The following is a 17,829-nucleotide window of genomic DNA, read 5'->3' as shown; positions in this document are numbered from 1 at the left end:
TATATCCAGCTTATACCCTTACGGTGAAGATGTCAGATATATTCGCCATATTCGCTCGACGGGCCCAAAATCTTATCGAAAAATACTCGCTCCGCGCCTCTGCCCCTTCGCCCGACGGCTCGACGGGGCGGCTCGACGGGGTTACCCGTGAAATTGTCCGGCCCCCGGTTCCCTTCCCCCGGCGCCGACTCGTAGAGTGAAACCATGAGTTTGCGTACTGAATCTTTCCTGGTGGGCCTCATCGGCGATGGCATCACCTCTTCCCTCACCCCGCCCATGCACGAGGCCGAGGCCGACGCGCACGGGGTGCGCTACCTGTACCGCCCCGTCGACCTGGACGCTCTGAACCTGGACGGCGCATCCGCACCGGCGCTTCTGGATGCGGCGGCCCTTCTGGGCTTTAACGCCTTCAACATCACGCACCCGTGCAAGCAGTCCGTCATGGAGCACCTGCACGAACTTTCGGATGCGGCGCGCGCCCTGGGCGCGGTCAATTGCGTGGTGATTCGCGAGGACGGTACGTTCTACGGGGACAACACGGACTATTCGGGATTCATCGCGGGGCTGAAGCGCGGCCTACCGCAGGTGGCGGAGGATCCGGCGCGCCTGGAGCACGTGGTGCAGTTGGGTGCCGGCGGTGCCGGTAGCGCCACGGCGTACGCCCTGTGCCGCCTGGGGGTGCGCCGCCTGAGCCTCTTCGAGCGTGACGCGGCGAAGGCTCAGGGGCTGGCGGAGCAGCTGGGCGGGCTCTTCCCGCAGACTCAAATCGAGGTGCTGACCGACGATGAGCGCTTGATTGAAGCTCTACTACAAGCTCAGGGTTTAGTGAACGCAACCCCGGTGGGCATGCACGTGCATCCGGGCATGCCGCTGAGCGAGTCGGTGCAGGCTGCCGGGGTGTTGCGTGAAGGCCTGTGGGTCGCGGATGTCATCTACCTGCCGCAAGAGACGCAGCTGGTGTGCGCGGCGCGTGCCGCCGGGTGCGAGGTGCTGACGGGCGGCTACATGGCGGTGGGTCAGGCGGTGGATGCGTTCCGCCTCTTCACCGGACTGGAACCGAACGCCGAGCGTATGGCGGCGCATTTTGAGGCGCTAATTGCGGCCCAGCAGGGAGTAACTAACGCCTGAAACGCCAGAGCATAGAATACGGGTGGGGCTGGATAGCTAACTATCCAACCCCACCCGTATTTATTCTATATTCGGAATATATTCTGTGGGCTATGCATCCAGCTCGGCCAGGGACTTCTTGCAACCCTCGCGAGCGGTGAGTGCACCCAGCGCCACGAGCACGCACATGGCGACCGTGAACGCGGCGGGCAGCACTGCGTTATGCAGGTCGGCGCCGGCGAGGCTCGTCGCCACGGCGGGGGCAATGCCTCCAGAAATTGCGAAGCCAATCTGGGTTCCGAGCGCCAGGCCGGTCACGCGCACGCGGGTCGGGAACATTTCTGCGTAGAAGGAGGGCCACACGCCGTTCGCCATGGAGTAGAGCGCGCCGTGCATGAGCACGCCGTAGACAAAGATGCCCACCCAGTTACCTTCGGTAATCGCGCCGAGGTACGGGAACATCACCAGGGAAGAGGCCACCGCGCCGGTGATGAACACGGGCTTGCGGCCAATCCTATCGGCAAGCATGGCGGCGAGCGGAATCGCAACCAGACCGAGAGTATTCGAGGCGACCGGCACCAGCAGCATGGTGCTTCGGTCAAGGCCGTAACCCTTGGTGGCGAAGGACAGCGCGAAAGTCGTGAAGACCATGTTCACAGTGTTGACCATGGCGCACACGGCAATGGTGAGCACGGCGCGCTTGTGGTGCTTGAAGACCAGCACGAGCGGGGACTCGGTGAGCTTCTCGCGCTGCAGGTAGGCGGGCGGCTCGGAGAGAGTGCGGCGAATCAACCAGGCGGTCACCACCACGAATGCAGAGAGCCAGAAGGGCACGCGCCAACCCCAGGTGAGCAGGTGCTCATCCGGCAGGGCCGCGAAGGGGATGAACACGGCGGTCGCCAGCAAAGATCCGAACTGGGTGCCCTGCAGGGTCCAGCTGGTGGTGAAGGCGCGCTGATGCTCGTTGGCGTGCTCCAAAGAAATGGAGATGGAGCTTGCCTGCTCGCCGGCGGCAGAAAGGCCCTGAAGCATACGGCAGGCCACCAGCAGGATGGGTGCAAGAATACCCGCCTGGCTATAGGTCGGTAGGCAACCGATGGCAAAGGTCGCGCTACCCATCAGGAAGAGCGTGAGCATCAGGACGAATCGGCGGCCGTAACGGTCACCGAGGGGGCCGACGATCATAGCGCCGAAGGGACGCACGACGTAGGCAACACCCACAACGACCATGGACTTGAGGATGCCGATGGCGGCGGTGTCCTCGGGGAAGAAGATGCGGTTGAGCACGATTGCGGCGGCGGTGCCGTAGACGGCGAAGTCGTAGTATTCGAGGGCGGAGCCTATCCAGCTGGCGAGGGCAGCTCGTCGTGGTGATCGGGCGGGCGCGTCGGTGCGTCGGCTCATGCGCGGCTCCTTCGGTGGTACACCTGGCGGGTGGTGCGGGGTGGGCAACCCCTCGGTCATTAATGTGCCCTTCCAGTGTAGGAAGCACCCCATGCGTTTTCCATAGGGTTACCTAAGTTCCCAGAGTATGAAGAGAGTGTGAAGCTGGAATAGGGGTCAGATGCTCCTAGCCCCCGTATGATGTATCTATATGTAATTCCGTCATCAATGCTCCAAAGGGGTACCATGTCATCACCGCGCACACCGCGCACCAGCATCATCATGCCGGTCTACAACACGGCTGATAGCGTCGTCGTCGCAATTGAATCCGTTCTGGCGCAGACCGACCCCGACTTTGAGCTGCTGGTGGTGATTGACGGCTCCCCGGATCGCTCCTCCCGGGTAATTCGCGAGTTCCTGGAGGGCAACCCCGATCCCCGCATCCGCCTGTTCGACAACGAACGGAACGCCGGCGTTTCCGCGGCACGTAACCAGGGCCTGGATGAGGCTCGCGGCGAGTGGATTGCCTTCATCGACTCCGACGACACGTACCGTCCCGAGTTCCTGGAACGCCTGCACGCTGCGGCGGCGCGTACCGGCGCGGATGTGGCAACCTGCGGTCACACCATCCACCGGGCGGATGGCTCCACCCTGAACCGCCCGCAGAACTCCCCCGGCACCTACACGGGCCGCGATATTGCAATCAACTACCTGCAGGACCGTTTCACGGGTTTCACGCCCGACAAGATTTTCCGCGCCTCGCTCTTCTCGTCGGTGCGCTTCGCGACCGATATTCACCGCGCGGAGGACGCCCTCGCCGTCTTCCAGTGCCTCATGCAGGCCAAGACTCTCGAGGTGATTCCGGATTGCCTCTACGTGTACTACATGGGTGCCGAAGGCCTGACCTGGGGCCGCGTCACCCCGGTGGAGGAAAGTATTCGCCACACCCGCTACATGCGCCAGGCCGGTGCCGAGCTGCTCTCCACGAAGGAAGGACGCCGCGCCCTCAACACCTCCTCGGCCGTCACCTACCTCAACAACGCCCAGCAGGCGCTCATGAGCGATAGCGCCGACTCCGCCGCGGTAATTCGTGAATGTCGCCGCCAGATTAGGTGGGAATGGGTCGGCCAGGCCCTGCTTTCGAGCCCCGTGATGGGTGCGGCGAGCCTGCTGTTGAAGCTTTCTCCGGCCCTGTACCGCACCCTGTACGGCGTGTACGTTCGACGCGCCTACGGCATGTAAGTCCTCCGCAACTCTCTCAAGGTTTTATACACATGTCTTCCACCCCTCGCACGAGCATTATCATGCCGGTCTACAACACCGCCTCCACCGTGGTCGCGGCGATTGAGTCGGTGCTGGCGCAGACCGACCCCGACTTTGAGCTGCTGGTCATGATTGACGGCTCCCCGGACGATTCGGCACAGCTGATTGCGGACTACCTGCAGCGGAACGCGGACGAACGCGTGCGCGTGTTCGACAACCCCGAGAACCGGGGCCCCTCCGCGGTGCGCAATCAGGGCCTGGATGCGGCGCGCGGCGTATGGGTGGCGTTCCTCGACTCCGACGACACGCTCTACCCCACCTTCCTGGAACGGCTGCACCACCACGCGGAGCGCACGGGCGCGCAGGTGGTCAATTGCGCTCACACCATGGTGGCAACCGACGGCACGACCACGCAGCGCCTGAAGGGTGCCCCCGGCACCCTGACCGGGCAGCAGGCGGCCTTCGCTCTACTCAAGGACGAGCTGTCCCCCTACCCGTGGGATAAGCTCATTGAGCGTTCCCTGCTGGAAGGCGTCTACTTCCCGGAGGATATTCGCCGCGCCGAGGATGAGTGCGTCATCCTGGACTGCTATCTGCGAGCGCAGAGCGTGACCGTCATCGACGAGCCGCTCTACGCCTACGCGGTGAACGAGGGAAGCCTGACCTGGAGCCGCATCACTCCCCTGGCCGAGACCCGCCGCCTGCTCGACTACTTCGCGAAATCCCTGCAGCGTACGAGCACGTACCACCTGCCCGAAGGTCAGGAGGCACTGACCGTCGCCCGGGTTCTTGCGTACCTGAATAACGCCCAGCAGGCGCTCATCGTGGGCGGTGAGGATGCTCCGGCGACCCTCGCCGGGTGCCGTCGCGGTTTCTCGGTGCGCGATGCGCTACTCGTCCTCCGCCGACGCCCGGTCTTCGGTGCCGCCGGCCTGCTCCTGAAGACCAGCATAGCCCTGTACCGGGTTCTCTACGGCGTGTACGTCAAGCGGGTCTACAACATTTAGGTTTCACGCCCCGACTCCGGGGTTCTCTCTCATCACACTCACCCAGATTGGAGCAAATCTATGTCCTCTCTGCCTGCATCGGCGCAGGTGGCGTCCTCTCCCTCCGAGGATGCCCAGCCCGACGGCCGACCGGCTCGCGGGTCCGCCGCGCACCGCCCCAAGCCCGGGCGAAAGGTGTACCTGGACTGCATTAACGTCCTCGCCATCATCGGCGTCGTCGCCCTGCACAACCGGTTCAACTACCGGGTGGATTACGATTCGCCGGGCTGGGTCCTCGAGAATATCCTCTCGGGTACCGCGGTTGCCGCCGTCCCCCTCTTTTTCATGGCCTCCGGCATCACCCTCCTCAACTTCACCGAGCGGGAGAGCGTCGGCACCTTTTACAAGAAGCGCTTCACGAAAATCCTGGTTCCCCTGCTGATTTGGGGGCAGATTTACCTCTTCGCGCGTAGCTGGTTCACCCATACTCCCCTGCCAAAGGGTGAGGAGATTCTGGCCGTGCTGTTGGCACCGAGCACCGTGGGCGTGACCCTCTGGTACCTGGAGGCGCTCATCGGCGTGTACCTGGTGCTCCCCATCTTCTCCTACGCCCTGCGTGGTGCTGGCGAGAAGAAGGTGCGCCTGGCGTGGCTCATGGCCGTGCTGGGGCTTTTCATGCCCATCGCGACCACCACGGTGCATAAGATTAACCCGCACATTATGCCTGAGTTCACCGCCCCCATCGTGGGGTACGTGGGCTTCTGCTTCCTGGGTTATGCGCTGGCGAATACGAGCTTTAGCCTGCCGTGGCGCCTCGTCATCTACGTGCTGGGTGTTGCCGGTTCCCTGACGCACATCCTGTACGGCCCCTACCTGACCCTGAACCACCACGGCCTTGAGAGTCTGGCGATGTCGTATCTGTCCATCCCGACGATCTTCTGGGCCTCGGCGGTCTTCGTGTTCTTCAAGTCTCTACCACTGAATCGTCTGCCGCAGGCGGCTCAGACGGGTCTGCGTAAGCTGTCGGCGCTGACCTTCGGCGTGTACCTGATTCACCTGCTGATTATTCAGGGCCTCGCAGCCTACGGCTGGCCGCTGGTGGATTACCGGCTGGAGGCTCCCTACGCTCTGATGGTGTGGGCTTCCTCGCTGATTCTGGTGTGGCTGCTGCGGTGGATTCCGCCGGTCCGCAAGTGGCTGGTGCCCTAGCCGGCTATCCACTCCGCAACGAAAACGGGAGGGGCACGTACGTGACGTACGTGCCCCTCCCATAAGTTTTAAAGCTACTCGGCGCGAGTTTCCTCCACGCGGGAGGCCATGGACACACCCACCATGTGCACCACGAAACCGCAGACCGGGCCGACCGCCAAAGCCACCACGGCGCGCGGCACCAGCGGTGCGGGCAGCAGGAACGCCAGGCCCAGGGTTACCACCGCGGCAACCACCCAACCGGCAAGGTAGATGCGGTGCTGGTTCACCGCGAGCGCCATATTGCCCGAGAGGGTCATGAGCGCCAGCAGCGCGGAGGCAAACACCAGCGCACCCAGGGAGAGGCCGGAGGCGGCCGCCTCGTACGCGGACTCGGTTCCTGCGGCAGGCGGGTAAATCAGGCGGAAGAGCAGCGGACCCACCAGATAGGCCGCCAACGCGCCCACAGCACCCACCGCCACCACCGCGGCGGCGGGCTTAATGAACGCCGCCACTGGGCGGTGACGCTGCTTCAAGAAGGCAGAAACCGCCACGCCCTGGAAGGCCTGCAGGGGAATCATAATCGGCGAACGGGTAATGGAAATCGCCAGAATCAGGGTGCCCAGCACGACCGGTTCGCTCTCCGCGGCGCCGCTGGCCTTCAGTACGTTCGGGAAGCCCATCATCAGCATCGCTGCGGCGGCAGAGGACAGGAACGACCAGAGGATATTGACCGTCAAACGGCCCGCGGGCACATCCGCGCGGGCAACCCACAGGCGGCGGCCCGAGAACGTCACGAGCGCCAGGATGAGCCACAGACCCATCGGAATGACCGTTGCCACCTCAAGGCCCGCCAGGGAAGGAATGAGTAGGGCCACCGCAAGCATGAGGAGGAGGCGCCCGGCAGATTCCAGGCCACCGACCGTCGCGAAAAGGTACCAGCGGTCCTCACCGGCGGCCACACCGCTGATAGTTGCCTGCAGAGCGTAGAGGAACACGCCCACGGCCATGACGGTCACGCCCACCGCCGCCGAATGTGGAATCTGCTGACCCGCCCACAGCGGAGAACTCACCAGAACCAGCGCACCGGCGACAGCGCCGAGCGCGGCCGCAACCGTCACCACGCGGGCACCCTGCGGTGCGGGCGTCCCGTCGGATGCGGGGTGGGCGGATGCCACCCCGTCAGCTGCAGCGTGAGTGCGCGCCGTACCCACCGCGCGGGTAATCTCCGGCTGGAGGCCGGTAATAACACCCGTCACCGTGAAAAGCGCCGACCAGAAGAGCAGGAACTCCGTCAGCTCCGACCCGGTCAGGGCGCGCTGAGCAATCATGGTCACGACCAGCGTGGACGCCGCCGCCAGCACCGACGATCCCAGCAGCGCCAGGGACTGGTAGCGGTTGACCGTGCCCGAAGGCTGGGCTTCCGCAGTGTCCCGGGTTTCCGCAGTGTCCCGGGCATCCGCGGGTTCTTGAGGCTGAGTCTCTCGAGAGTTCCGCTCCCGTGCCTCGCCTGCATCAGGATTCTGTACCGGCTCGCTCACCGCGTCCTCCTCGCTCCTAGCTGTCACTCAACCAATCATTCCATACGCAGATGCGCCGCACATCCACCGTAGGATGTACGACGCATCGCACACGTATAGGGTTTACTTCACCACGTGCTCGGCAAGGTTCTTCACGCCCTGCCACTTCTTCGCCAGGGCCGCCTTCGGCAGCAGGGTCAGCGCGTGAGCGCGCGAGGAGAAGCGAATACGAGCCACGCGGGCGGCCTTCTTCCAGCCCAGGGCACTCATCTCTTCGACCATGGTGTTGTAGTAGCGGCGCTCCTCCTCGAAGCGGGTGCCCTCCAGGGCACGCCAGGACGAGTCGGAACCACCGTGACGGCGGTACATGAACGCGACCTGCGGGTCGTAGTACAGGGAGCCGCCGCGCATCGTGATGTCCAGAATCAGCGCCATGTCCTGGATAACGTTCAGGCCCTCACGGAAGCCGGTGCCCACGATGGCGTCCGCACGCCAACCCAGGGACGGGAAGTAGAACCACGCGCCGCGCAGCAGCGAAACGGCCAGCTCTTCGCCCTTCAGCACGGCCTCACCCTTGGGGCGGTAAAACGCCTTAGTCTGCTCCACCAGAGTGTTCGACAGGCCGTTGTGCTCGTCGATGACGACCACGCCGGGCTGGAAGATGGACGCCTCGGGGTGCTTAGCCGCCGCATCCACGAGCCACTGCACGTAGTTGGGGAGCATGACGTCGTCGGCACCCATGACGGTGACCAGTTCGTTCTCCACGAAGGTCAGGCACTTGCGGTAGTTTGCGTTCGCACCCAGGTTGGTTTCGTTGCGCATGTAGGTGATGCGCTCGTCCTTCAGGGACTCGAACCAGCCGGGAATCGAATCGTCCGGGTAGCCGTCATCCACCACGATCAGGCGCCAGTCCGGGTTGGTCTGACCGACCACGGACAGCACGGCCTGCTTCATCATGGCAACGTCGCCGTAGTACGGGAACAAAATATCAACGGTCATGGGGTATTACTCCAACTCACAAAGGGGTGAAAAGTCTCGACGGTAAAGCTTTAAGAGTCCTGCTGGTCGCGCTTCCTCGCACCGGAGGCGCCCTCCGGCTGCTCCTGAAGCGCCTTTAGGATGGCGACTTCCTCGGCCAGGATGCGGGTCTTCTCCGACAGGCGTGACAGCTCCAGGGTCAGGTGAATACTCACGCCCATCAGCAACAGAATCGACAGGAGGAACAGCAGATTCACCGGCAGGGCCACGCCCACGAAGTCCGCCACACCGTTGAGGAGATTCGGGAAGGCGCCCAGCACGATGATGATGGCACCGATAATCAGCCACAGAGCGGCGTACCGTTCCTTCATGCGCTGATGACGCACCTGAACCACCACGAAGGTGCAGACCAGGATGGCAAGAATCAAGAAGAAAACACTGGCGCTCACGGCTACTTCTCCTCCCGGCGGCGGCTCACCGAAATGCCGTAGGAGAACAGCGAGCGAACCAGATAGACAGCAGACTTCAGCGGACCGGAGGAGGGCGTACCCCCCTGGCGTTCACGCATGTGCACCGGCACCTGACGCACCCGCAGGCCATTGCTAATGGCCATGGCGGTGATATCGATCGTATCGCCCAGGTATTCGGCGGGCAGGTTACGGCAGTAAAAGTCGATACCGCGACGGTTAGCGATTTTAAAGCCGCTCGTCACGTCCGTGAACGGGGTGCCCGCCGAGCGGGTGAACAGGAAAGACAGCAGGTTCATAGCCCACTTGCGCGGGCCGGACACCTCGTAGTCATCAGAGCCCTCGGCGAAGCGGGACCCAATCACAATATCGTAATCCTGCACCGCATCAATCAGCGAGGGGATGCTCTCGGGGTGGTGCTGGCCGTCCGAGTCCACCTGCATGGCGTAGTCGTAGCCCGTGCGCTGCGCGTACTTATAGCCGGTGCGCATAGCGGCACCCACACCCATGTTGTAGGGCAGGTCAATCACAAAAGCGCCCGCCTCACGAGCCACAGCGGAGGTGTTGTCGGTGGAGCCGTCATTGACCACCACCAGGTCCACGTAGGGCACCGTCTCCTGCAGCTCGGCGATGGTGCCGGGCAGTGCTTCTTCCTCGTTCCAGGCGGGCATAATCACCAGCGTGCGAGGGGTATGAGGCGATGTGGGAGATCCCATAGGGCTGCTACCCCTCCTAACGAATGTGTCATACCGTGCGTGCGAAAGCCGGCATGTCCAGTGGACATACCGGCTTTCATCATATCAGTGCTTCAGCGGCATTAGGATTCGTCACAGAATCAAGACCGCGATGCGGCCCCTCCCCGGGCGCATACATCCCGGGCGGAGTTGCTGCCTGCGTCTAGTTGTCGCAGGCGCTAATACGGTACAGAGTCATCGGGCCGGAGGAGTACACCGGGGTCAGAACATCCGTATCGATAGCGGCCACCAAGCCGTCGTAGTTCTTCTGCTCGCTGGGGCCGAAGTTGCCCTGGTTTTCCAGGTGCACGTACCAGTGGGCCTTGTACTCGTTCACCTCGCGGCAGACCTCCGGGTTCGTGCGGGCATCCTTCAAATCGTTGATGATTGCCGCATACTTCGGAGAAATCTTGAACTCGAAGTGGTAGCTGGTCAAGTGGCGGTCGGCCAGCGCGTAAATGTAGGCGCTGCCGTCCCAGGGGTTGTTCACGATGGTGTCGCCCTTGGGCACAATCTTCGGGATCTCGTTAATGACGTTCATCTCGTCCTGGTTCAAGACATCGGAGGTCGGGGTCACCTGGTACCGCTGAGCGACCATCAGGGTCGCGTCGTGCATCGCGGGGGTTCGCGAGGACAGGCCGGCGACCACCAGCACCAGCACCGCGGTGACACCCATGCCGGCCGTCGCCACGTTCAGGCGTGCCGTGCGCGGAACGCGACGAACCACCCAGGAGAGCGCACCCTCCAGGGCGCCACCCAGGCCGATACCGGCCAGAAGCACCGAGGGGAACACCACAAGGGCCGCCAGGCGGAAGTGGTCCGTGTACCAGGGGCCCACCATCAGCAGGCGGAAGTCGCCGCGCGGCACCGAAGCCGCGATAATCCACATGTAGCCAACGAGCATCCAGCTGCCAATCAGCCACAGGTTGCGGCGCTTGTACAGCAGGTACCCCACGCCCCACAAGGCCAGGAAACCCATCAGGTAGGCGGGAGCGAAATTACCGCCCAGCGGGTTCGCGTTCTCCAGGCCCAGGAACAGGAACTGGTAGACCGCCTCGCCCTCGCTCATGACGGCGGTCCACAGGTCGCTGGCGTCCTCGCTCGGGCGCAGCACGGACCAGGCAGTCACGCATCCGGCAATCAGCGCAACCAGAACGCCGGTACCCACCAGACGCTCACGCACGGAGGCGTCGTGGACGCGCCACATCTGAACCACACCGCCGAGGAGCATGGGCACGGCGAATACCGCCGCAGAAACCACCGCGTTCGGGTGCACCAGGGCCAGGCCGCCCAGGCCCACCAGAATCGTCAGGGACAGGGAGAGAACGACGGAGTACTCGCGATGCACCATGACCTGAATCATGTGCGATAGTAGCGCCACAAAGGCGGGGAGCAGGGCATAGCCCAAAAGGTTCGGGAAGAGCACACCCCAGAACAGCAGCAGACCGGGGAAAGCAAAGAAACCGCAGGTCAACGCCGGAATAGCGAGCGCCTGCAGGCGACGCAGATGCGGGATGCTCAGGCACATCGCAACCAGGGAGCAGGGCCAGATGACGCCCGCCACCAGTAGCACCATGACGATGGTTGCGGTCGCGATGCTCGTGCCGGTCGTGTTGTAGATCAGGTACACGAAATCATGCCAACCGGCGGGGTAGAAGTACGGTTCCTGGTTCGTTCCGGAAACCGCGCCCATGGTCAGGCTCGAGGCGTCGCCGTGCTCCTGGATCCAGCGAATCGCGTTCAGGTGGAAGGAATTGTCCAGGGTCTGAGAGAAGGCCTCCGGGCCGAAGACCATATGCTGGGTCGTGTGCAGGGTCAAGAAACCGCCCAGCAGGGCGCCCACCACGGGCCAGGAAAGCGGCACCGTGTTACCCGGCCAGCTCACCGAGGATTCGTCGGAACCCGCTACGGCCGAGGGCCAGCGGCGGCCCACCAGCCACATCAGGCCCGCCGCCGCAGCCACTAGCACGGCCGCGACCACGACGAAGGAAATCAGGCTCCACGCGATGCCGGTCTTACCCAGCACAATCGCCGAGACAGCCACCAGGGCAAAAGTCAGGAGCGGGGAGAGGAAGATGCGCAGACGCGTGGGGATGCGTAACGCCCAGCCCATCGCGTATCCGGGAACGAATGCCACCACGACCGCGAAAAGCAGCAGCGGAATAGTTGCCAACCAGCTCATAAACCCTCATCTCACCACAGTGAACGCCCTGAAACCCCTCGTGCGGGGGCCCGGTGCGCTTTCGTGTACCAAGCAAGGATACCTTAGAGGCCTCTACACCCCCGAGAAACCCCCAGAAGACCCCCGCAAAACCCGTCTAAGGCCCCGCGGAGGCGACCCTCGAGGTGAAGCAGGGGGCTCTCCCGCGCAAACCCCGCCGGGTGCCTCCGCATCCCCTGCACACCCTCGAATATGACGTAATATTTCGCCCCTCCCGTCATGAAAGGTAGGCCTAAGAAACATAGGGCAATAAATAAGGTATTCGCTACACCAAAGCTTTACCCTGAACATATCTCCCCTACTCACGGGAACCGCCCGCACACACAACCCGGGCCGAACCCACGCAGCCGCAGAAGAAAGGGTCGATCATGACCGAAACCATTGCAGCACAGGCGACCCTCGCCGATACCACCGAGCAGTTCAAGCTCGCCTTCGGCCACCAGCCCGCCGGCGTCGCCATCATCACCGCAACCGACGAAAACGGCGAACCCGCAGGCTTCACCGCCTCCTCCCTGACCTCCGTCGCCGCCGAACCGCCCATCATCGCCTTCTCCCTCAAGGCCAATAGCGGCTCCGCGGCAAAGATTGCTGCGGCTTCCTCCTTCCTCGTACACATGCTCGACGCTGAGAATGTCACCCTCGCTAAGAACTTCGCGACCCACGACTACCCCCGCTTCGCCGACCCGGCCGCGTGGGAATTCGTCCACACCGGTGAGCCCCTCGTCCACGGCGTGCGCCGCGTGCTGCGCGCAACCCCCCTCAGCCGCGTTGAGGCGGGCCCCGCGCTCGTCTTCACCGCCCAGGTTGAGGAGTTTATCCGCAACGATTGCGAGGGCACCCCGCTCGTCTACCACTCGCGCAACTTCCACGCGCTCGGCGATCACTCCAACGTCAACAACTACGTCATCTAGTCCGGCCGCTCAGGCCATTCACGGGGCGGTATTCGGCGGCGACCACGCGACGAATACCGCCCCGCGGCGTACCCTGAACGTAGCCACCCCGGGCACAAACGCACAGCAGAAAGGTTCCTCATGACCGCACAGACCACTCAGCCGGCGTCCCTCCCCTGGCTCGAAAAGCTTGTCGCTATCCCCACCGTCTCCGGCAGCTCCAACCTGGAACTCATCGAGCTTCTCGAAGCCGAATTCGGCCGCTACGGCTACAGCGGCGTGCGCACCTACAACGAGGACCGCACCCGCGCTAACCTCTTCATCACCGTCCCCGCAGCGGACGGCACCACCCGCGGCGGGCTCGTCCTCTCTGGCCACACCGACGTCGTGCCCGTCGCCGGTCAGGACTGGGCCAGCGACCCGTTCACCCTGCGCGTGGAGGGTACTCGCGCCTACGGCCGCGGCGTCTGCGATATGAAGGGCTTCATCGCTGTCGCGCTCTGGCTGCTGCCGCGCGTTGCCGAGGCGAAGCTGCGCGTGCCCCTGCACTTTGCCTTCTCCTACGACGAGGAGATCGGCTGCGTCGGTGCCCCCTCCCTCATCGAGGAGTTCGTAGCGCGCGATCTCGCCCCCGAGTATGCCATCGTTGGTGAGCCCTCCAGCATGCGCATTATCGACGCGCACAAGGGCGCCCACCGCGGCCGCGTCACCTTCACCGGCGTGCCCAAGCACGGTTCCCTCGCCACCCACGGCGTGAATGCGGTCGCCGCCGCCGGCGAGTTCATCACTTTCTTCACCGACATGGCCGATGAGTGGGAGGAGGAAGGCCCCTTCGACGAGGCGTTCATCATTCCCCACTCCACCGGCAGCGTCAACCTGGTCAACGGCGGCCTACAGTACAACATCGTCGCCGAGCAGGCCGTGCTCGAGTACGATGTGCGCACCCTGCCGCGGGTGACCACCGAGTCCTTCGTCGAGCGCATCGACCGCGAGATTTCCGAGGTGATTCTGCCCGACCTGCAGGCGCGCGCCGCACGCGCCGAGAAGCTGACCGGCGCGGAGCCCGGTAGCCTCACCTCCCGCGTGGGCGTGAAGCACGAACTGCTAGCCACCGTGCCGGGCCTGGGCACCGAAGACGATGCGCCCATCGTGCGCCTCGCCCACGAGTGGCTCGGCACCAACGATGCGCCGCAGAAGGTCACCTACGGCACCGAGGCGGGTCAGTTCCAGCGCGCCGGTGTGGAGAGCATCATCTGCGGCCCCGGCGATATTGCGCAGGCTCACTCCCCCAACGAGTGGATTGAGCTGGAGCAGCTGCGCGAATGTGAGCGTTTCTTCGAGGCCATCCTCGGCTGGGCGAGCGCAAAGTAGCGGCGTAGCGGTGCTGTTCTCCCGGCCTAAATCAGCCGTGTAAACCCGCAGAAAACTGCCCGGGCACCCAATTGAGGGGCCCGGGCAGTTTTGTGTTTTATGCAGGCCGACACGGGAGTCTGCACACCACACGTCCCCCCTGTGAACTACGCCCGATTTTTCCCGCATCCACCACATTTATTTTTAAATAAAAAACCCAAAAATAGCTTATCTATAAGGGTGAAATAACACTAAAGTATTGCCCAGTAAGGGCATTCAGGGTTCCATAGATGCCAAAGGTTAACCCCACCGCCCGGGCGGTATAACCCCACACAAAACCACACCTCCCTCACGCTCGGCACTGCGCACCCGACCGAATCCCGGTATACCACCCGCAGTTCACTACCTGAAGGACACCCTGTGTACACTATTAGCCCCTACCTTGCTGAATTTCTTGGCACGCTCATCATGTGCACCATCGGCTGCGGCGTCATCGCCAACGTCGAACTCCGCCGCTCCAAAGGCCACGGCGACAACTTCTTCACCATCGCCTTCGGCTGGGGCTTCGCCGTCACCTTCGGCGTCTACGCCTCCCACGCCTACTCCGGCGGCCACCTGAACCCCGCCCGTGACTTCGGTCCGCGCCTCATGCACGCCCTGCTGCCCATCCACGATAAGGGCACCTCACGCTGGTTCTACGCGTGGGTTCCGATCTGCGGCCCGATTGCCGGCGGTTTCATGGGTGGCGCATTCTTCAAGCTCTACTACGAGGGTCAGGTCAGCCCGTGGCTGTTCGTTTCCACCGCCCTGGCGGTTGTGGTTCTGCTCTTCGCATGGTGGGCAAATAGCCACCTGTACCGCGCACCCAGCGCCGAGGTTATCCCCGAGTTTGAGGACACCCACGCTACCGCGGCGGCACGCGCGGCAACCTACACCCCGACCGGTCCCATGCCGGTCCTACTCCCCGAAGAGGTGAAGGCAAACCGTAGCACCCGCGTCGTGAACCGGGTGACCGAGGACGAGTAGTCTTCCCGCCCGAGAACTTCCCTGTCTAGGGTTTCATCGAGCCGGGTTTATCTGAATAGATATATCCGGCGAGGTTTCATCTAAAAACAGCGAACCCCTCATTTTCATAACCTGCACAATATCGGTCAGGTTATGAAAATGAGGGGTTCGTTGCGTCTACCTCACGGAAGGAGGTTCATTCAGGGGTGCCGAAAAGAAATACAGTCTAGAAAGGTCCCAGCTTAGGCTTCAGCGTCGACATCGTTCACCTCCAGCTGCCCAAAGAGAACCTCCATAGGACGCGACCGCACAGTCTGCACGAAGCCATCCTGCGAGTTCCAAGCCTCAGGAGATAGCCGCTTCACGTTTACTTCATACCCAAGCTTCTGCTCAGCATCATCGATAGCCTCATACAGCTTCTGCCGTGAAGGGGAGCCCACAACCAGCACATCAATATCGTTCGGCACGTGCCCAGCCACCCCAGAACGACGGCTAGCCCACGAGCCATAAATAGCGGCACCCTCAATATTGGAAACACCCTGCAAAGTATCCCGGAGCACCGGAACAGGACCATAAGTTACCAGAATCAACTGACGCATCGCCTGGCCCACCGGATTATCAACCTTGGCTTGCACCATACGGGTCCTACCAACATTCTGGACAGTCACCAGACCAGATTGATTTAGACGATTCACTTCTCGGGAAACAGTCGGCAATGATGCACGTGTCGCATCAGCAATCTGTGACACCGTGTATTGCTGCTCAGGGTGAGAGAACAGCAATGCCATCACTTCACCCTGCAGGTCACTACGCAAGATGGGAAGGAGGCTAGGAGCAGACGTTTTCATAACATGAATTATATCAATCATGTTATGAAAACATCTGGCAATCCAAGAATCTGCTACGCCGCGGCGGATGCCATCTCCAGTACCCGCTCGTGCTTAGCCGCGCGGTGCTTCTGAATTGCGCGCACCGTCCAGACGCAGACCGCGCCAAGGACCGCACCGGTGGTGTTGTTCACGATATCGTCCACGTCGAAGGTGCGGTAGGTGAAGCCTGCCAGGCCCCAGTTACCGGTCAGCTGGCTCAGCTCAATGAAGGTCGACAGCGCGAAGCCGCTCAGAGCCGTGGCGCGTAGTCCCCAGCGCAGGCAGCCCGCGGTGAAGAAGCCCAGCGGAATGAACATCGCGATGTTGAAGAAGAGCTGTGCGTACACGGTCGTCGCGAAGCGGCGCAGACCCATGCCTTCGGTCAGGTTCCAGGCCTGCTGCCAGCTCCAGCCCACGTAGAAGCGCGGGTAGTACAGCTCGGGGTTTGTGACGCTATTTGCGCTACCGATCGGGGTGAGCGTCAGAGAAAGAATAGAAGCAAGGAACAGCGCAAAGGACGCAGTCAGCAAGTACTGGCGGATGCTGTGCGCTCGACCGGTCTTCTTGGCGCGCAGGCGCATCGCCACAAACCCGATGAGGGTCAGAGCGATTGTGAGCACCGCAATTTCAAGGGCGAAGGTGCCTATCATGTGCTTATTCAGTAGTTCCTGCATGCCGTGTGTTCCTAGCGTCGTGAGATTGAAATATATGCACTCCACCCGCATATATATCTGTTCATTCATATATTTTAGGTGGTATATAGCGGGCTTCTGTTCGTGCCCGTCGCATATCGTTCACCACTAGTGTAAAAGACGGCTCTATGGGTCACCCTTAGTAAAACTGTGAAAAAGCTGTGCGGTAGCCGTTCACTGTTAAACCGTCTAACGACTCAGCGCATCAGTACAGAACATCCGGAGGGAACACCGGCGCGATATAGCGCCCAAAAATCAGGCTAAACAGCCAGGCGCCCACAATCGCGGCCACCACGGCACCCAAAACCTGCACCAGCCACAGCATCAGGAACTTGACGGTCTTCCCCTCCGAGCGAGCCGTCAACGCCTCTACCATGGCGGTCGAGAAGGTCGTAAAACCACCCAGCATGCCGGTCGTAATCACCGTGCACCAGAACGCCACCTGATCCGTAGCGTTGTAGTGCACGCCCAGCGCACGCGGATTCGACACCGGCATAATCAGCAGGCCGTACAGGAATGAACCCACCAGGTTAATGACGAACACCGGGCTAATAATCGAGGACTCCGTGCGCAGGCGAGGAGACATCGCCTTATCCAGGAAGAAGCGGGGCATCGCTCCCAGACCGCCGCAGAGAAAAATCATCAGGGAGAAAAACATTAGCGGCCCTCCTCGTTTTCGGTCCCAGGCTCCTCATTGGGTAAGACGTGCACCAGCCTCGCGGCCAGCATGCGGCCCACGAGCATGCCGGAGGCCGCGGCCACCAGGCCACCCACCAGCAGCACCAGAATCGCCAGTACCATGTACCCGCCGTGCACCGTATACGGCAGAAAAATCGTCTGTGCCATGACCGCGGCAATAGACGAATAGGTCGTGTAGCCACCCATCATTCCGGCACCAAAGAGCAGGCGGAAGGAGTGAATTCGATCCTCACCATTGCGCGCCGCGTACGCGTTCCATAGAACCGTCAGCAAACCCATGGTGAACGAGCCCAGAAGATTCGCCACCAGTACGCCACCTGGGGTGTGCACGCGGCACAGTGCACCCAGGCCGCCGCCCAAAAAGACAAGAAAAGGGGCAGGTACACGGTTTAGAACGGCCCCTATCCTCTGCCGGATACTCGCGCGGTTCCTCATCACCGTGTACCTACCCCTTTCGAGTCGTATTAGTCTTCAGTG

Annotated in this window: 17 protein-coding genes; 7 read left to right on the top strand and 10 right to left on the bottom strand. The window is 62.4% G+C overall.

What is annotated here, in order from left to right; genetic code table 11:
- Positions 1-204 precede the first annotated feature (204 nt).
- Positions 205-1,128 (top strand): shikimate dehydrogenase, encoded by a 924-nt coding sequence (locus tag HMPREF2630_RS01765; protein ID WP_070483131.1) that lies wholly within the window; start codon positions 205-207, stop codon positions 1,126-1,128.
- 90 nt (positions 1,129-1,218) lie between these two features.
- On the opposite strand, the gene HMPREF2630_RS01760 is transcribed toward HMPREF2630_RS01765, so the two are convergent.
- Entirely contained in the window at positions 1,219-2,511 is a 1,293-nt protein-coding gene (locus HMPREF2630_RS01760; protein WP_070483129.1) for an MFS transporter, read from the bottom strand.
- A 225-nt stretch (positions 2,512-2,736) separates the two neighbouring features.
- Here HMPREF2630_RS01760 and HMPREF2630_RS01755 point away from each other — a divergent pair, with 225 nt between their 5' ends.
- From HMPREF2630_RS01755 to HMPREF2630_RS01745, 3 genes are read left to right on the top strand one after another with little or no spacing between them, the layout of a single operon-like run.
- The gene (locus HMPREF2630_RS01755; protein ID WP_070483127.1) at positions 2,737-3,732 is read left to right on the top strand and encodes a glycosyltransferase family 2 protein; all 996 of its coding nucleotides are present in this window, start codon (positions 2,737-2,739) and stop codon (positions 3,730-3,732) included.
- A 32-nt stretch (positions 3,733-3,764) separates the two neighbouring features.
- Positions 3,765-4,760, top strand: a complete 996-nt coding sequence (locus HMPREF2630_RS01750; RefSeq protein ID WP_070483125.1) for a glycosyltransferase family 2 protein — start codon at positions 3,765-3,767, stop codon at positions 4,758-4,760.
- Between the two features lie 60 nt (positions 4,761-4,820).
- A complete protein-coding gene (locus HMPREF2630_RS01745; protein ID WP_070483123.1) occupies positions 4,821-5,948 on the top strand; it encodes an acyltransferase in 1,128 nt (375 codons plus the stop codon).
- Positions 5,949-6,022: 74 nt separating this feature from the next.
- Here HMPREF2630_RS01745 and HMPREF2630_RS01740 read toward each other — a convergent pair whose 3' ends face one another.
- The 5 genes from HMPREF2630_RS01740 to HMPREF2630_RS01720 form a co-directional block, all read right to left on the bottom strand.
- Positions 6,023-7,468, bottom strand: a complete 1,446-nt coding sequence (locus tag HMPREF2630_RS01740) for a hypothetical protein (protein WP_246822738.1) — start codon at positions 7,466-7,468, stop codon at positions 6,023-6,025.
- A gap of 102 nt (positions 7,469-7,570) precedes the next feature.
- The gene (locus HMPREF2630_RS01735) at positions 7,571-8,446 is read right to left on the bottom strand and encodes a glycosyltransferase family 2 protein (protein WP_049332308.1); all 876 of its coding nucleotides are present in this window, start codon (positions 8,444-8,446) and stop codon (positions 7,571-7,573) included.
- Between the two features lie 50 nt (positions 8,447-8,496).
- Positions 8,497-8,874, bottom strand: coding sequence for a DUF2304 domain-containing protein (locus HMPREF2630_RS01730; protein WP_049332306.1), 378 nt, complete (start codon positions 8,872-8,874; stop codon positions 8,497-8,499).
- A gap of 2 nt (positions 8,875-8,876) precedes the next feature.
- The gene (locus HMPREF2630_RS01725; RefSeq protein ID WP_070483121.1) at positions 8,877-9,608 is read right to left on the bottom strand and encodes a glycosyltransferase family 2 protein; all 732 of its coding nucleotides are present in this window, start codon (positions 9,606-9,608) and stop codon (positions 8,877-8,879) included.
- A 181-nt stretch (positions 9,609-9,789) separates the two neighbouring features.
- The gene (locus tag HMPREF2630_RS01720; protein ID WP_070483119.1) at positions 9,790-11,808 is read right to left on the bottom strand and encodes a DUF6541 family protein; all 2,019 of its coding nucleotides are present in this window, start codon (positions 11,806-11,808) and stop codon (positions 9,790-9,792) included.
- 407 nt (positions 11,809-12,215) lie between these two features.
- Here HMPREF2630_RS01720 and HMPREF2630_RS01715 point away from each other — a divergent pair, with 407 nt between their 5' ends.
- The 3 genes from HMPREF2630_RS01715 (at position 12,216) to HMPREF2630_RS01705 (ending at position 15,113) form a co-directional block, all read left to right on the top strand.
- A complete protein-coding gene (locus tag HMPREF2630_RS01715; protein WP_049332296.1) occupies positions 12,216-12,758 on the top strand; it encodes a flavin reductase family protein in 543 nt (180 codons plus the stop codon).
- A 120-nt stretch (positions 12,759-12,878) separates the two neighbouring features.
- Positions 12,879-14,108 (top strand): acetylornithine deacetylase, encoded by a 1,230-nt coding sequence (gene argE / locus HMPREF2630_RS01710; protein ID WP_049344547.1) that lies wholly within the window; start codon positions 12,879-12,881, stop codon positions 14,106-14,108.
- Between the two features lie 399 nt (positions 14,109-14,507).
- Positions 14,508-15,113, top strand: a complete 606-nt coding sequence (locus tag HMPREF2630_RS01705) for an aquaporin (RefSeq protein ID WP_049332290.1) — start codon at positions 14,508-14,510, stop codon at positions 15,111-15,113.
- Positions 15,114-15,334: 221 nt separating this feature from the next.
- Here the strand turns inward: HMPREF2630_RS01705 and HMPREF2630_RS09040 are convergent, their stop codons facing one another.
- The 4 genes from HMPREF2630_RS09040 to HMPREF2630_RS01685 all read right to left on the bottom strand — a co-directional run bounded on the left by HMPREF2630_RS09040 (position 15,335) and on the right by HMPREF2630_RS01685 (position 17,787).
- Entirely contained in the window at positions 15,335-15,961 is a 627-nt protein-coding gene (locus HMPREF2630_RS09040) for an ArsR family transcriptional regulator (RefSeq protein ID WP_141761786.1), read from the bottom strand.
- Positions 15,962-15,993: 32 nt separating this feature from the next.
- Positions 15,994-16,635: a VanZ family protein gene (locus HMPREF2630_RS01695; protein ID WP_049344543.1), complete on the bottom strand. Its 642-nt coding sequence runs from the start codon at positions 16,633-16,635 to the stop codon at positions 15,994-15,996.
- A 223-nt stretch (positions 16,636-16,858) separates the two neighbouring features.
- Positions 16,859-17,311 (bottom strand): fluoride efflux transporter FluC, encoded by a 453-nt coding sequence (locus HMPREF2630_RS01690; RefSeq protein WP_070483117.1) that lies wholly within the window; start codon positions 17,309-17,311, stop codon positions 16,859-16,861.
- Entirely contained in the window at positions 17,311-17,787 is a 477-nt protein-coding gene (locus HMPREF2630_RS01685; protein WP_049344539.1) for a fluoride efflux transporter FluC, read from the bottom strand. The genes HMPREF2630_RS01690 and HMPREF2630_RS01685 overlap by 1 nt, the downstream gene beginning before the upstream one ends.
- Positions 17,788-17,829 lie beyond the last annotated feature (42 nt).

Source organism: Rothia sp. HMSC072B03, assembly GCF_001809565.1.
Lineage (GTDB): Bacteria > Actinomycetota > Actinomycetes > Actinomycetales > Micrococcaceae > Rothia > Rothia mucilaginosa_A.
The sequence above is the reverse complement of the archived record's forward strand: the minus strand, read 5'-3'. Positions and strand labels throughout refer to the sequence as shown.